The organism is Arthrobacter glycogeni, assembly GCF_054511155.1.
Genome location: NZ_JBTNDE010000006.1, coordinates 24926 through 38528, shown reverse-complemented (window position 1 = coordinate 38528; position 13603 = coordinate 24926). Strand labels below are relative to the sequence as shown.

Genomic DNA, 13603 nt, shown 5'->3' with positions numbered 1-13603 from the left:
CCATTTTCGTGTCCGGCTGGCATCGGTGCCGACCTTCGGTGTGGGGTGAGACGTAAAATCGTGTCGGCCTACAGGTGATGGCTGGATGCCCTGGCTGTCAAGCTTTTCGGGCGCCATCGTGATGGTTGGCCAACGGTGTTAGACCTCACGGCGGCGCCGGAGGGAATCGGTGAAGACGGCGACCAGAATCACGACGCCGACGACGACGTTCTGCCATTCGGTCTGCACGGACATGATGCGCAGCCCGTTGATCAGGACGCTCATAATGAGCGCGCCGATCAGGGTACCGAGGATGGACCCCCTGCCTCCCATGAGGGAGGTGCCGCCGATGATGACGGCGGCTATGGCCTGCAGCTCATATCCAACGCCTAGCTGGGGTTGAGCTGAGTCGAGACGGGCCGCGATGACCACTCCGGCGATGCCGGTGAACACGCCAGCAACGGTGTAGATGAGGATCTTCCATTTTTTCGTGTCCACGCCCGAGATTTTTGTTGCTTCCTCGTTGCTGCCGATAGCGAACGTGTACCGGCCCAGAAGTGTCTTGCTCAGAAGCAGGTACGCCACTATCCCCATGATGAACAGGATGAGGACCGCATTCGGCAGCCCGGGTACCAGCTGGCCCAGGGAGATGTCCCGAAAACCTTCCACGTTGCTGAAATAGATCGGGCGGACGCCGGAAATGACCAGCGCCAGACCCTGGGCAATCAGCATCATGGCGAGCGTGGCGATGAACGGGGGCAGGCCGAAGATCGATACGTTGACGCCGTTGATGAATCCCATCAGGGCGCCAGTGGCTATTCCGCCCAGCACTCCCACCAGCAGTGGCAACTCCAGGTTGACCAGCAAGATTCCGGTCACCACGGCACATAAGGTCATGCCCGTTCCGATAGACAGGTCGATGCCCGCGGTGACGATCACCAGGGTGGTGCCGAACGCCAGGATGCCGATCACCGCCGTTGCCAGCAGGATGCCGGAAATGTTACTCCAGGAGAAGAAATTTTCACTGGCTAGCGAAAAGAACAGCATTAGGACCAGCAGGGTGCCGAATGCCAGCGATTGCTGTAGCCGCTGACGCAGGAATGATGCCTGCCTGGCGCCTGGCCGTTCCGGAGCCAGCCTTGACGGCGCCGATGTCGAAGTTTTACTCATTCTGATGTGCTCCCTACTGCGTCATTCTCGTGGCATAGTCCATGATTTTGGCCTGATCGGCGCCTTCGCTGTCTATCTCCCCGGTGATACGACCGGACGCCATCACGATGATGCGGTGGGACAGCCGGAGCACTTCAGGCAGTTCGGAGGAGATCATGATGATCGATTTTCCGCGGTCTGCAAGTTCGTTGAGCAGCCGGTAAATCTCTTCCTTGGCACCAACGTCAATCCCGCGGGTGGGCTCGTCGAAAATCAGGATGTCGCAGTCCCTCGCCAACCATTTGGCAATGACTACCTTCTGCTGGTTTCCACCGGAGAGATTCTTCGTGGTGGCGAACATCGAGGGAGTCTTGATCCGGAGTTGCTCGATGTATTTCTTTGATGTCCCTTTGCCTGGACCGGTCCGCATAAACCCGAACGGATTCGCGTATTGGCCCAGGGATGAGAGGAGTATGTTGGTGTTGACATCCCGGTCGAGCAGCAGGCCGAGGGCCTTGCGGTCTTCCGATAGGTAACCCACGCCCTGGCGGACAGCGTCGGCTGGCTGGCTAATGCGGGTCTCATCACCGTTGATGAAAATCTTTCCGGCGATGATGGGATCGGCTCCGATGATCGCCCGGGCTAGTTCAGTCCGGCCGGCGCCCATGAGTCCAGAGAATCCGAGAATCTCACCTCGCCGGAGTTCAAAACTCACGTCCCGCAGCAGCTTCTTGGTACTGAGGTTCTCGACCCGCAGGACGACATCGTCGACGTTGGACCGCTGGATGCTCGCAGGCCGCGCATTCTCATCGATCTCACGGCCCACCATCATTTTGATGATCTCGTGCTGGTCCACCGTTGCTTTGTCCCGAGTGCCGATGTACTTACCGTCCCGCAGGACCGTGATGCGGTCGGCAATCCGCTTAAGTTCTTCCATCCGGTGGGAAATGTAGATGATCCCTATCCCCGAGGCCTTGAGGTCGCCTATCAGTCGGAAGAGCGTATCCGTCTCCGCGCTGGTGAGAGCCGACGTCGGTTCGTCCATAATGACGACCTTCGCGTCGAAGGACAGAGCCTTGGCAATTTCGACCATCTGCTGCTTGGCCACCGTCAGGTCCTCCACCAGGTCCCCCGGCACAATCTCGGTGATCGCCAGCCGTTGCAGTAGCTCTTCGGTCTGCCTGTTGAGACCGCGTTCGTCCAGCAGTCCCATTCGGAGTGGTTCGCGTCCGATGTAGATGTTCTGGGCGACGGTGAGGTGGGGCATCAGGTTCATCTCCTGATGAACAATGATGATTCCCAGTTCCTGAGCGTCGCGGGGGCCGTGGATCTCCACCGGCAGCCCCTCCAGGTAAATGGTGCCAGCATCTTTTGCATAGATCCCGGAGAGAATCTTCATCAGACTGGACTTACCGGCCCCGTTTTCGCCTACCAGCGCGAGGACTTCTCCACGGTTCACATCGAACTGGACATCACTGAGCGCTTGCACGCCGGGAAAGCTTTTGCTTATCCCCTCAACCTTCAACAGTGTTTCGCTCACTGACGCTCCTGCCTCATCGAAGGACACTTCTCGATCGCTTCCGCGCCCGAACCGAAGGTACCCCTGCTGACAGGCCCAGGGAGAGCGGCCTGTATCTGGATGTATCTTCAGATGATTCATAACTAGAGTAAGGGTAAATATGACGTAGCGCACAGTTTTGGTCGGATGTTTGCAAATAGTTATAAGGAGACGCATGCTCATCGGATGCCACGCACGGGTTTGGACTTGCTCACAGGACGGCCCGTCAATCGAGAACTCGATCCGACGGACCGCTAAAGCGGATTTCGACCTACTGGAAATACCGCTGATGAACCTGACAGATTTCGATACCACGTCCACCAAGAAATCCCTCGCCGGCCACGTCCTGACTGCAACCGCGTCACTCGAGCTCACCGCAGCTACGGATCTAAGCAGCGAGGACGACGTCGTCGCCGCAGGTGAGGCACTGCTTGGACGATGCCTGGAAACAGTTCACGAACTGGAATCAAGCCACCTCCGCGGTGTGATCTACAGCGCCATGAAAAAACCTATGGACCGCTTCGGCCGGGCTGGGAGCCCACGCCAACCGTTACATTCGCGATCGATTGATGGCGGTTAGATCCATCAAACCGCACTAAACATCCGACCTATACTAGGTCGTAGCTACCCGTAGCCGAACGACGCATAGCCGTGCAGGACGAGAAGAAGGAACCCCATGGCCAAGGACCCGCCGGACCCCCCGAATGCTGGTGTGATCATCGTCGGGAGCGTGACAGCCGACGTGACCACGTTTTCTGAGCGGCTCCCCAAGAGGGGAGAAACAATTCTGGGCGATCAGTTCACCCTGCTGCTTGGCGGGAAGGGCGCCAACCAAGCCGTTTCCAGTGGGCTTGCTGGAACTGATTCCTTCATGGTCGGTTGCATTGGCAACGATCTGTTTCAGGAGCTCGTCGGTGGGGGGTTGAGGACTCATGGGGTCGACACTTCCGAATTGCGGGTGGTGAACGCTCCAACCGGTATCGCTCACATCCGCGTCGATGCGTCAGGCGAGAACGACATCGTGATGGTGCCGCTGGCGAATAGCCTCCTCAGCGTGGAACAAATTGACGGCGCAATCGGCCGTCTCAGGTCCCGCGCTTCGGTACTGCTGACCCAGTTGGAGATCCCCCAGGAGATCGCTATTCACGCAGTCCGTGCCGGTCGTGCAGCAGGGCTGACCGTCATCCTGGACCCGGCACCGGCGGCTGTCCTCCCCGAGGACGCCTGGGGCACCGTGGACTATGTGACTCCAAACGAAACCGAGGCGAGCCTCATCACGGGTATTGAAGTGACTGATTTTGCGTCAGCAGTGGAAGCTGGGCATTGGTTCCTGGCCCGGGGGGTGAGGAACGCCATCATCACGATGGCTTCAGCCGGCGCAGTCCTTGTGGCGAAGGACCGCGAGACCGTCTTCCCGGCCTACTCGGTCGTCCCCGTCGATACCACTGCCGCGGGAGATGCATTTTCCGGATATTTCGGTGCGTCGCTGGCGGCCGGTCTGAGTGTCGACGACTCGATCGCGCGGGCTATGGCGGCTGGCGCTCTGGCTGTCACGAAATACGGCGCCTCGAGCAGCCTTCCCACCTCCGACGAGGTGGGTGCCTTCCTTGCAACGCAGACTGACCCGGATGGAGCATCCACATGAGAAAAAATCCCGGAATCCTGAACCCTCAACTGTCAGGGATCATCTCGGCGGTGGGACACACCGATCTCCTGGCCGTTACCGATGCTGGCCTGCCCATCCCTCGTAATGTGGAACGTGTGGATCTGGCCTACCTCCCAGGAGAGCCACCGTTCCTGAAAGTCCTCGACGCTGTACTGTCCGAGGTGGTGATCGAAGGTGCAATTCTGGCCGCTGAAATCAAGGATCACAGTCCCGAGCTGCTCGAGCGTATTCTCGAACGGCTGGAAACGGCGGGGGTCAGACCCTTGTTCGTACCGCACACCGATTTCAAGGCAATGACCGTAGCTGCCCGTGCCGCGGTCCGCTCGGGCGAATTCACGCCTTATGCCAACGTGATTCTTCAGGCGGGCGTCGCCTACGGGTGATCCACCAGGCCGAGCTGATTGACCGGGGGCGGTGGATCTCGTGATTGCCAGGTACTCCCGGGCCCAGGCTGTCCCCCGCCCTCGCGGCGAGAGAAGGTCACGGAGGAGAAGTGAACAGTGGGGACGTTAGCCCGGCCGGTTCGTTTCGTCGAAGTCAGCATTGCCCGACCGGCGGGTTGGGTCCGCCAAGAGGGCCGCGCGTAGCCACTGCTCGACGCCGCTGATGTGGACCACCGTAGCAGCCCGCGCCAGCTCCGCATCGCCACTTTCCAGGGCGGCCGCGATGGCGCGATGTTCGGCAAGGGTTCGCTCGACCGCGTTCTGCTGCGTGAGTGCGCGCCAAATACGGGCCCGCACGGTTCGGCTGTTGAGCCCGGAGAGCAGTCCCGCCAGATACGCGTTGCCAGCAGCCTCAGCGATGATTCCATGGAACCGCAGGTCGTGGTCGAGGAGGTCCTCCACCGAACTGGCATCGACGTCGTCAATCTCGGCGCCCAGCCGGGCGATATCGCCGGCTGTGATCCGGTTTGCGGCAATAAAGGCCGCTGACGATTCGAGGATGCGCCGTACCTCCAGCAGCTCCATCACCGAGGTGTCGCTGTGTAGTTCCACCATGAACGATACTGACTCCTGCAGCAGCTTGGGTTCGAGGCTGGTCACATAGGTGCCATCGCCGCGGCGTACGTCCAGCACACGGATGGTCTCAAGCGCCTTGACCGCTTCGCGCAGCGAACTGCGTGAGAGGCCGAGCTGTTCGCTCAGTTCCTTTTCGGGAGGAAGCCGGTCGCCCGCCGACAGTTGCCCGCCAAGGATCATGTCCTTGATTTTGGTGATCGCGTCGTCGGTGAGAGCCATAAACAGATCCTAGTCGTCAGCAAACCTTTCCAGGTCCGCAAGGCGTGCTACTTCACGCGTCCTTCGCCATCTTGGATGGCCTATGAATGCCGTCATCCGCGCTGACTGTGCACTCACCCGCGTACCGCCCGGCGCCGAATCGAGTAGCCACCACTCGTTACACCACCGCTGTGTTCTTTTAGCCTGTTATCCAACGGGAAAGAAGAGGACACCATGATCGACTACGCCATTGAAGCTTTGCCTCTTCATTCGCCGCGCGCCCTGGACCGGCTGGAGCGCGAACTGGAGAACCCGGTGGCGTGCCAGGCCTTCGTCCAGATCTCCATCGGTATGTGGGACCAGCGGTTCTATCGGCTGACTCGTGCCGCCGAAGCCCGCGACGAAGCCCGACTGATGGACGTCATCCTCAGTATTGAGAGCTCCAGCAAGATGCTTGGGCTCGAGCAGCTCGCCGCTTTGGCCGGGGTACTGAAGTCCCGCCTGGAACGCCACGACCTGGACGCCGTGCTTGGCCTCCTGCCGCCGCTTGAACAGTGCGGCAAGCTCAGCATGCGCGAACTGCGAGCGGCATACCCCGCCTGAATCGCGGATCAGGAATACTCAGCCGCGGCGGCTGTTGTACCGTGCATGACTAACCAGATCAGAACCATCGGATTGATTGGCAGCGGCAACATCGGCTCACAGCTGGCCCGGCTCGCCGTGGCTCAGGGATACGACGTTGTCCTGAGCAACTCACGCGGACCCGAAACCCTTACGGACTTGATCGCCGAGCTGGGGACCTCGGCCCGAGCGGGGACGGTTGACGAGGCAGCGGCGGCCGGAGACGTCGTCGTCGTGACCATCCCCCTGAAAAACATTGACTCGGTTCCCGTCGAGCCGCTCGACGGCAAGATCGTTATTGACACCGGCAACTATTATCCGGAGCGCGATGGGCAGATCGACGTGCTCGACGCCGAAACCACCACCACCAGTGAGTTGCTGCAGGATCATCTGCCGCACTCGCACGTAGTGAAGGCGTTCAACAATATTTACTCCTCCGACCTCACTACCAAGGGCACGCCGACTGGAACTCCGGGGCGCCGCGCACTCCCCATCGCCGGCGACTCGGCTGATGCCAAACAGGCAGTCGCCGCTCTGATCTCGGAGTTCGGCTTCGACACTGTCGACGCCGGGGCGTTGGCTGAGGGCTGGCGCTTCCAGCGGGACACCCCGGGCTATGGTCCAGCATTTGATGCCGGCCAACTGCGGGATGCGCTCGCCCAGGCGAAACGCTACGCGGACATGGGCTAGAAGCCAGCGCCGGTCCGCTACCAGTCGTGGATGGTCCCGTCCTTGAGCCGGTTGAAGGGGAGGTAGGCGGGCGTATAGGGGTGCGCCGCGGCGGCGTCGAGGTCCAGTTCGACGCCGAGCCCGGGTTGCTCGCCCGGGTGCAGGTAGCCGTCCTTAAAGGAGAACGACTGCTGGAACACCTCGTTGGTGAGGTCACCGTGGCGCATGTACTCCTGGATCCCGAAGTTGTGGATCGCCAGGTCCAGGTGCAGCGCCGCGGCCATCCCGACCGGTGAAATGTCGGTGGGCCCGTGGATGCCCGACTTGATCTGGTATTGCGCCGCGTAGTCGAGTATTTTCTTCAGCGCGCTGATTCCGCCGGTGTGGGTGACGGCCGAGCGGACGTAGTCAATCAGCTGCTCACGGATAAGGGTCTGGTAGTCGAACACCGTGTTGAACACCTCGCCGATGGCCAGCGGCGTGGTGGTGTGCTGCCGGACCAACCGCAGCGCCTCCTGGTTCTCCGCCGGTGTGCAATCCTCCAGCCAGAACAGGTCATACGGTTCCAGCGACTTACCCAGCCGCGCGGCCTCGATCGGCGTCATCCGGTGGTGCCCGTCGTGCAGCAGTGGCAGTTCCGGGCCGAACTCGCTGCGGACCGCCTCAAACACTGTCGGAATGTGGCGTAGGTAGGCGCGGGTATCCCAGTCCTCCTCGGCGGGAAGTGCTGCCCGCTGCGCCGGCTCGTAGTCGTACCGGGTGCCACCGGCGCTGGGCTGGGCTGCCACCCCGTAGACCGCGTCGATACCGGGCACGGCGGTCTGAATGCGGATGGCCTTATAGCCCAGGTCCAGGTGCTCCCGTACCGAGTCGAGAATTTCGGGAATGTCCCGTCCGCTCGCATGACCATACGCGCGGATACCGTCCCGGGATGCGCCGCCCAGTAACTGGTACAACGGCATCCCCGCGGCCTTCGCCTTGATATCCCAGAGTGCGACGTCGACGGCAGCGATTGCCGCCATGGTCACCGGCCCTCGACGCCAGTACGCTCCCCGGTACAGGAACTGCCAAGTGTCCTCGATCCGGTGCGCGTCACGCCCGATCAGCAGCGGCACCACGTGGTGCTCAAGGTAGGCGGCGGCTGCGAGCTCACGCCCGTTCAGGGTGGCGTCGCCGAGCCCGGTCAGGCCGTCCTCGGTGGTGATCTTCAGGGTGACGAAGTTCCGGTCCGGACTCGACACGATCACTTCTGCGCTCTTGATCTTCAACTGGGATCTCCTTGGTACGAACTGCTGTAGTTGAACAGGACTGTTCAGCGGATGGTGCTGCCGGCGGATTGCGCGGCCAGGCTCAACTCGCTGCGGTAGGGCAGGTTCTCCCAGTCTCCGGAACCGGCGACGGCGAACGCCCCGAGAGTGACGCCGCGGAGCAGACGCCCGGCAGTCGGTTCTCCGTCCAGGAAGGCGGACAGGTAGCCGGCAGTGAATGCGTCCCCCGCTCCCACCGTGTCCACCACGGGGACCGGTAGCGCCCCCTGGTGGATCGCCGGTTCCCCGGCGGCATAGGCGGAAGCGCCCGCCGCGCCCCGCTTGATGATGACCTCCCTGACCCCGCGCCGGTGCAGGCCCGCCACGGCTTCGGCTTCCGGGACACCGGGAGCCACGAGGGCAAGTTCGTCGTCGGAGGCAATGATGAAGTCGGCCAGCTCCGCCAATGGGCCCAGGATTGCCGCGGCGTCGGAAACGGTCCACAACTTTGCACGGTAGTTAACGTCAAAACTGACCAGGATTCCGCGACGCTTCGCTTCGACCGCAGCCCACAGTGTCGCCGCCGCGGCGCTGCTGGACAGCGCCGGGGTGATCCCGGTCAGGTGCAGGATCCGCGGGTGCCCGTCGAGCGACGCCCGCAGGTCGTCGATGCACAGCGCCGACCCCGCGGAACCCGCCCGGTAGTAGGCGGCACGTGATACATCGGCGATCCGCTTCTCCAACAGCATCAGCCCCGTCGGCCGGGCAGAATCGATGACGACGCCGTCGGTCGCCACAGCTTCGGCCCGCAGGGTCCGCAGCGCGAAGGTGCCCACCTCGTCGGCGCCGAGCCTACCCACCCAGCTCACCCGGTGGCCGAGCCGGGACAGGCCGATCGCGACGTTGGTTTCTGCACCGCCGAGCGACATGGTCATCGCTCCCCCGGCCCGCAACAACCCAGCAGCGCGCAGGGACGCCATCGTTTCACCGAAGGTAACCACGTCCATTTTTAAAGTGCATGCATTGCAGGCAGTGCCTGCACTTTCGCCTTCCCCAGGTGCATGCAGTGCAGGCATTGCCTGCACATTTCCTGAGGGCCTCCCTCGCCCGGCCCCCTCATCTGGGACGGGACCATCCCCGAACGGACCGCTGTCAGTGCCCTCACTCATCCGGCAACCGCCGCCCCAAGCCAAGCTCCAGGTACCGCCGTGCCCGCTGGCGCAACGCAGCGAGGTCCCCACCCGACGCCGAGTCCCCCACCAGCGGCGAGCCAACCCCGACGGCGACGGCACCGCGGGCCAGGTAATCGGCCGCTGCAGCCTCGTCCACTCCACCGACCGGCACAAACGGAATCAAAGGAAAAGGGTCACGCAGGGCCGAGAGGTAGCGCGGCCCGCCGAGGGAGGCCGGGAAGAGTTTGATGCCGGTGGCACCCTGGTCCACCGCCGTGAACACCTCGGTGGGTGTCAACGCACCGGCAATCACCGGCAGCTGGAGCCGCACCGCCGCGGCCACCGACGCCGACACCGCCGGGGTCACCACGAACTGCCCGCCGGCGGCAGCGACCCGCCCGGCGTCGTCGGCGGTCAGGACCGTTCCGGCACCGACGGTCGCCCGGTCCCCCACTTCCTGGCGCACGGCGGCGATGACGTCGACTGCGTCGGGCGTGTTCAGCGACACCTCCAGGTAGCGGATCCCCTCCTCCACCAGGGCGACGGCGACGCGGATCGAGGCGTCCCGGTCGGTGCCGCGGATAATGGCCAGCAGGCGGGAGCTGGAAAGTCCTGCAAGAAAGTCAGACATGGGTGGTCCTTTCGTCGGGCTGGGAGGCCGGCTGCCACGCGGCTTATCCACTCGGGTTTACCTGGCCGGTCTACCACTCGGCGTAGGAACCGTCGTCGTGCCGCCATACGGGTGACCGCCAGGCGTGACCGCTCTTGTCCACCCGGCGGACTGCTGCCTCGTCGATCTCGATCCCGAGGCCCGGACCGGTGAGGCGCTCCACATGCCCGTCCACAAACTTCAGCGGAGTTTTGTCGAGGACGTAGTCGAGCACCTCGGCGCCCTGGTTGTAGTGGATGCCGATGCTCTGTTCCTGGATCAGGAAGTTCGTCGTGGCGAAGCCCACCTGCAAGCAAGCGGCGAGCGCCAGCGGCCCCAGCGGGCAGTGCGGCGCCAGCTGCACATCGTAGATTTCGGCCAGGGACGCGATCTTGCGGACCTCGGTGATGCCGCCGGCGTGGGAGAGGTCCGGCTGCGCGACGGCGATCCCCGCTTGCAGCACCGGGAGGAACTCCTGCCGGTTGTAGAGCCGCTCCCCGGTGGCGATCGGGATGCTGGTGGAGCCGGTGAGGCCACCGATCAGGTGCGAGTTTTCCGGCACCGTCGGCTCCTCCAGGAAGAACGGGTGCAGCGGTTCCAGCAGCGGCGCGACCCGCCGCGTGTTGGCGAGGGTGAAGCGGCCGTGGAAGTCCACGGCGACGTCGCGGTGCGGGCCGAGCACCTCGCGGGCCGCGGCAACCCGTTCAACCACGGCGTCGATCTCAGCGACGCTGCCGAGCGGGCTCATCCTGCCGCTGGCATTCATCTTCACGGCGGTCAGTCCCACCTCAAGCTGCGCGGAGATGGCATCGGCTACCTCGGCGGGTTCGTCGCCGCCCACCCAGCCGTACATCCGGATCCGGTCGCGGACGTGCCCGCCGAGCAACCGGTGCACCGGCACACCGAGAGACTTCCCGGCAATGTCCCACAGGGCCTGGTCCAGGCCGGCGACGGCGCTGGCCAGGATCGCTCCGCCACGGTAGAAGGACCCTTTGGTCATGACCTGCCAGTGGTCCTCGATCCGCAGCGGGTCGGCGCCGATCAGCAGTTCGGACAGCTGCTCGACGGCGGTCCGCACCGTCTCGGACCGTCCCTCCACCACGGGCTCGCCCCACCCGACGATGCCGCTGTCGGTCTCCACCCTGACAAAGAGCCAGCGCGGTGGGACCAGGAAGGTTTCAATCCTGCTAATGCGCATGAATGGTGCTTTCGGTGAGGTACGCGACAATGTGGTCAACCATTGCCTGCGGCGGAAGGGACAGGTCGACGGTCAGGCCACGTTCGTCGTCGCCCAGGGTCTGCAGGCTCTCGTATTGGGACGCCAACAGCGACGGCGGCATGTACTCGTGCTCGCGCGCCGAGATCCGCGCGGCCACCAGTTCCATGGTCCCGTGCGGGTGCACGACCACCAGCTCCGGGGCATGGCCGCGGAGTAGGTCCCGGTAGGCGTGCTTCAGGGCCGAGCAGGCGACGACGACGCCGTCCGGGCTCTCGTCGGCGAGCACCGCGCCGACGGTGTGCAGCCAGGGCAGCCGGTTGTCGTCGGTCAGCGGGGTGCCGGCAGCCATCAGGGCCTTGTTGTCCACAGGGTGCAGGTCGTCGCCGTCAACGAATCCGACGCCGAGACGTTCAGCGAGCAGGCACCCGATGGTGCTTTTGCCAGAGCCCTGCACCCCCATCACCACGATCGGTAGGGTTGATGTGTGTGCCATGGTCTAGCCCTTGGTCGCGCCGGCGGTCAGGCCGGACACGATGTACTTCTGGGTGAACAGGGCGATGACCATGATCGGAATAGTGACCACCACTGAGGCGGCCATCAGTCCTCCCCAGTCGATGCTGGCGTAGGCAACGAAGTTGAAGATCGCCACGGGCAGGGTCTTCGTCTCAGCACCCGAGAGCACCAGGGCGAACATGAAGTTGTTCCACGAGAAGATGAAGGACAGGATCCCGGCCGTCGCCACGCCGCCGATGGACAGTGGCAGGGTGATCCGCAGGAAGGCGCCGATGTGGGTGAGCCCGTCCACCCGGGCCGCCTCCTCGAGTTCCAGAGGCATGGAGTCGTAGTAGGACATCATGATGTACACGATCAGCGGCAGGGCCACGAACATGTGCGACAGGATCAGCACCCCGTACCCGCCCACCAGCGACAGGTTCGAGAACACGTAGTACCAGGGCACGAGCAGGCTGACGCCCGGGATGATGCGGGCCATCAGGACCACCAGCGCCGACCGGCGCATCGCGAACCGGCTCATGGAATAGGCGGCCGGGACACCGATGATCAGCGAGAGCGCGGTTGACGCGAACGCCACCCAGAAGCTGTTGAACACAAACGAGAAGTAGTTGTTGCGGCCCAGCACCGTCTCGTAGTTGGCGGTGGTGGGGGTGAAGACCAGGGTCTTGGACGCGTCGTAGATGTCCACGTTGGTCTTCAGGGAGGCAAGGAACATCCACACCAGCGGGGCGATGAACGCCAGGACCACAAGGGTCAGCGCCACAATGCGGAAGATCTTGTAGCCCTGCCGGCGCAGGGGCTTCTTCCTGCGCTTCGGGATACCGGTGGGCCGGATACTGCCCTGGGCGCGGTGGGGGGTGATCGTGCTCATGAGCTACACGTCCTTCCGGCGTCGGGTGAGAACCCACATGGCCGCAATGATGATGAGGAAGAAGAGGATCAGGACGGTTGAGGACAACCCGTAGTCGTTGTAGTCGAAGCTGAGCCCGTAGGCATAGATGTTCAGCGTCTCCACCTCATTGAAGGATCCGCCGCCGCGGCCCTTGGTGGCGTACAGCAGGTCGAAAGTCTTCAGCGCGTCGATGCTGCGCAGGAGGACGGCGACGATGATGGTCGGCATCAGCAGCGGGGCGGTGACGTAACGGAATCGCTGCCACGCGTTGGCGCCGTCAATCCGGGCCGCTTCGTCGGGCTCCTCGGACAGGGAGGTGAGGCCGGCGAGCAGGATGATGACCACCATGGGGGTCCATTGCCAGATATCAATGAAGATTACCGTGGGCAGGGCGGTCGCCTGACCGGAGAGCCAGGGCTGGGGCGGAATGCCCACGAAACCGAGAACCTGGTTGGCGAAGCCGATGTTCGGGTCGAAGATCAGCCGCCACATCATGCCGACGGCAACCGGGGTGGCGACCAGGGGCAGGAGGATGGCCACGCGGACCCATTTTTCGCCCTTGAACGGGCGCCACAACAGGAGCGCAATGCCCATCCCGAGGATCATCTGGACGGCGAGCGCCACCGAGGTGAAGGCAAAGGTGCGTCCGACGGCGGGCCAAAAGCGTTCGGTGTCGGTGAGCACTTCGGCGTAGTTGGCGAATCCGATGAAGTCGGATTCGGCGCGGACCGACCCCGAGGAGTCGGTCAGGCTCAGGTACATCGTCCAACCGAGCGGGAAGATGATGAGGATGCCGACGAAGATCATGGCCGGCGCTGCGAACAGCCACTTCCGGTGATTGTTTGCCCAGTCGGAATAGGCCTTGTAGCGGGTGTTCCCCGGCCTACGGTCCTTCGGCGGGTTGGTCCTCCGTGGGGAGGCGACAGTCATGCTCAACGTCCTTGGTCCGTTCTGGCTGGGGTGGAGCGCCTAGAGTGGAGCGCGTGAGGGTGATGCGGCCGGTGGTTGCGTCTCTCGGCGGAGGTTGTCTCCGCCGGGCGGCGCCGCATCGC

Annotated in this window: 15 protein-coding genes; 5 read left to right on the top strand and 10 right to left on the bottom strand. The window is 63.4% G+C overall.

Features of this window, described 5'->3' with window-relative positions:
• Positions 1 to 138: 138 nt before the first annotated feature.
• A complete protein-coding gene (locus tag ACX80O_RS05845) occupies positions 139 to 1149 on the bottom strand; it encodes an ABC transporter permease (RefSeq protein WP_459332841.1) in 1011 nt (336 codons plus the stop codon).
• Positions 1150 to 1162: 13 nt separating this feature from the next.
• The gene (locus ACX80O_RS05840) at positions 1163 to 2668 is read right to left on the bottom strand and encodes a sugar ABC transporter ATP-binding protein (protein WP_459332840.1); all 1506 of its coding nucleotides are present in this window, start codon (positions 2666 to 2668) and stop codon (positions 1163 to 1165) included.
• A 307-nt stretch (positions 2669 to 2975) separates the two neighbouring features.
• Here ACX80O_RS05840 and ACX80O_RS05835 point away from each other — a divergent pair, with 307 nt between their 5' ends.
• The 3 genes from ACX80O_RS05835 (at position 2976) to rbsD (ending at position 4735) form a co-directional block, all read left to right on the top strand.
• A complete protein-coding gene (locus ACX80O_RS05835; protein WP_459332839.1) occupies positions 2976 to 3266 on the top strand; it encodes a hypothetical protein in 291 nt (96 codons plus the stop codon).
• Positions 3267 to 3362: 96 nt separating this feature from the next.
• A complete protein-coding gene (locus ACX80O_RS05830; RefSeq protein ID WP_459332838.1) occupies positions 3363 to 4331 on the top strand; it encodes a ribokinase in 969 nt (322 codons plus the stop codon).
• Positions 4328 to 4735 carry a D-ribose pyranase gene (gene rbsD, locus ACX80O_RS05825; RefSeq protein ID WP_459332837.1) on the top strand — a complete coding sequence of 136 codons (408 nt, stop codon included), beginning with the start codon at positions 4328 to 4330 and terminating at the stop codon, positions 4733 to 4735. The genes ACX80O_RS05830 and rbsD overlap by 4 nt, the downstream gene beginning before the upstream one ends.
• 126 nt (positions 4736 to 4861) lie before the next feature.
• Here rbsD and ACX80O_RS05820 read toward each other — a convergent pair whose 3' ends face one another.
• Positions 4862 to 5590: a FadR/GntR family transcriptional regulator gene (locus ACX80O_RS05820; protein WP_459332836.1), complete on the bottom strand. Its 729-nt coding sequence runs from the start codon at positions 5588 to 5590 to the stop codon at positions 4862 to 4864.
• Positions 5591 to 5803: 213 nt separating this feature from the next.
• Between ACX80O_RS05820 and ACX80O_RS05815 the strand changes: the two genes are divergently transcribed.
• Positions 5804 to 6172 (top strand): hypothetical protein, encoded by a 369-nt coding sequence (locus ACX80O_RS05815; RefSeq protein WP_459305086.1) that lies wholly within the window; start codon positions 5804 to 5806, stop codon positions 6170 to 6172.
• A 57-nt stretch (positions 6173 to 6229) separates the two neighbouring features.
• The gene (locus ACX80O_RS05810) at positions 6230 to 6880 is read left to right on the top strand and encodes an NADPH-dependent F420 reductase (protein WP_459332899.1); all 651 of its coding nucleotides are present in this window, start codon (positions 6230 to 6232) and stop codon (positions 6878 to 6880) included.
• A 17-nt stretch (positions 6881 to 6897) separates the two neighbouring features.
• On the opposite strand, the gene manD is transcribed toward ACX80O_RS05810, so the two are convergent.
• From manD to ACX80O_RS05775, 7 genes are all read right to left on the bottom strand, one after another.
• A complete protein-coding gene (gene manD, locus ACX80O_RS05805) occupies positions 6898 to 8127 on the bottom strand; it encodes a D-mannonate dehydratase ManD (protein WP_459332835.1) in 1230 nt (409 codons plus the stop codon).
• A 44-nt stretch (positions 8128 to 8171) separates the two neighbouring features.
• A complete protein-coding gene (locus ACX80O_RS05800) occupies positions 8172 to 9113 on the bottom strand; it encodes a sugar kinase (protein ID WP_459305088.1) in 942 nt (313 codons plus the stop codon).
• A gap of 154 nt (positions 9114 to 9267) precedes the next feature.
• Positions 9268 to 9909 (bottom strand): bifunctional 4-hydroxy-2-oxoglutarate aldolase/2-dehydro-3-deoxy-phosphogluconate aldolase, encoded by a 642-nt coding sequence (locus ACX80O_RS05795; protein WP_459332834.1) that lies wholly within the window; start codon positions 9907 to 9909, stop codon positions 9268 to 9270.
• Between the two features lie 70 nt (positions 9910 to 9979).
• On the bottom strand, positions 9980 to 11125 hold the full coding sequence (dgoD, locus tag ACX80O_RS05790) for a galactonate dehydratase (protein ID WP_459332833.1): 1146 nt from the start codon (positions 11123 to 11125) through the stop codon (positions 9980 to 9982).
• A complete protein-coding gene (locus tag ACX80O_RS05785; RefSeq protein WP_459332832.1) occupies positions 11115 to 11639 on the bottom strand; it encodes a gluconokinase in 525 nt (174 codons plus the stop codon). Before ACX80O_RS05785 ends, dgoD begins: the two co-directional genes overlap by 11 nt.
• Before the next feature lie 3 nt (positions 11640 to 11642).
• Positions 11643 to 12530 carry a carbohydrate ABC transporter permease gene (locus ACX80O_RS05780; protein WP_459305092.1) on the bottom strand — a complete coding sequence of 296 codons (888 nt, stop codon included), beginning with the start codon at positions 12528 to 12530 and terminating at the stop codon, positions 11643 to 11645.
• A 3-nt stretch (positions 12531 to 12533) separates the two neighbouring features.
• Positions 12534 to 13481, bottom strand: a complete 948-nt coding sequence (locus ACX80O_RS05775) for a carbohydrate ABC transporter permease (protein ID WP_459332831.1) — start codon at positions 13479 to 13481, stop codon at positions 12534 to 12536.
• Positions 13482 to 13603 lie beyond the last annotated feature (122 nt).

Bases quoted from the DNA above. Each gene is read 5' to 3' on its own strand.
- dgoD (WP_459332833.1), bottom strand. From the start codon at position 11,125: ATGCGCATTAGCAGGATTGAAACCTTCCTGGTCCCACCGCGCTGGCTC.
- ACX80O_RS05775 (WP_459332831.1), bottom strand. From the start codon at position 13,481: ATGACTGTCGCCTCCCCACGGAGGACCAACCCGCCGAAGGACCGTAGG.
- ACX80O_RS05835 (WP_459332839.1), top strand. From the start codon at position 2,976: ATGAACCTGACAGATTTCGATACCACGTCCACCAAGAAATCCCTCGCC.
- rbsD (WP_459332837.1), top strand. From the start codon at position 4,328: ATGAGAAAAAATCCCGGAATCCTGAACCCTCAACTGTCAGGGATCATC.
- ACX80O_RS05785 (WP_459332832.1), bottom strand. From the start codon at position 11,639: ATGGCACACACATCAACCCTACCGATCGTGGTGATGGGGGTGCAGGGC.
- ACX80O_RS05815 (WP_459305086.1), top strand. From the start codon at position 5,804: ATGATCGACTACGCCATTGAAGCTTTGCCTCTTCATTCGCCGCGCGCC.
- ACX80O_RS05780 (WP_459305092.1), bottom strand. From the start codon at position 12,530: ATGAGCACGATCACCCCCCACCGCGCCCAGGGCAGTATCCGGCCCACC.
- ACX80O_RS05800 (WP_459305088.1), bottom strand. From the start codon at position 9,113: ATGGACGTGGTTACCTTCGGTGAAACGATGGCGTCCCTGCGCGCTGCT.
- ACX80O_RS05845 (WP_459332841.1), bottom strand. From the start codon at position 1,149: ATGAGTAAAACTTCGACATCGGCGCCGTCAAGGCTGGCTCCGGAACGG.
- ACX80O_RS05830 (WP_459332838.1), top strand. From the start codon at position 3,363: ATGGCCAAGGACCCGCCGGACCCCCCGAATGCTGGTGTGATCATCGTC.
- ACX80O_RS05820 (WP_459332836.1), bottom strand. From the start codon at position 5,590: ATGGCTCTCACCGACGACGCGATCACCAAAATCAAGGACATGATCCTT.
- ACX80O_RS05795 (WP_459332834.1), bottom strand. From the start codon at position 9,909: ATGTCTGACTTTCTTGCAGGACTTTCCAGCTCCCGCCTGCTGGCCATT.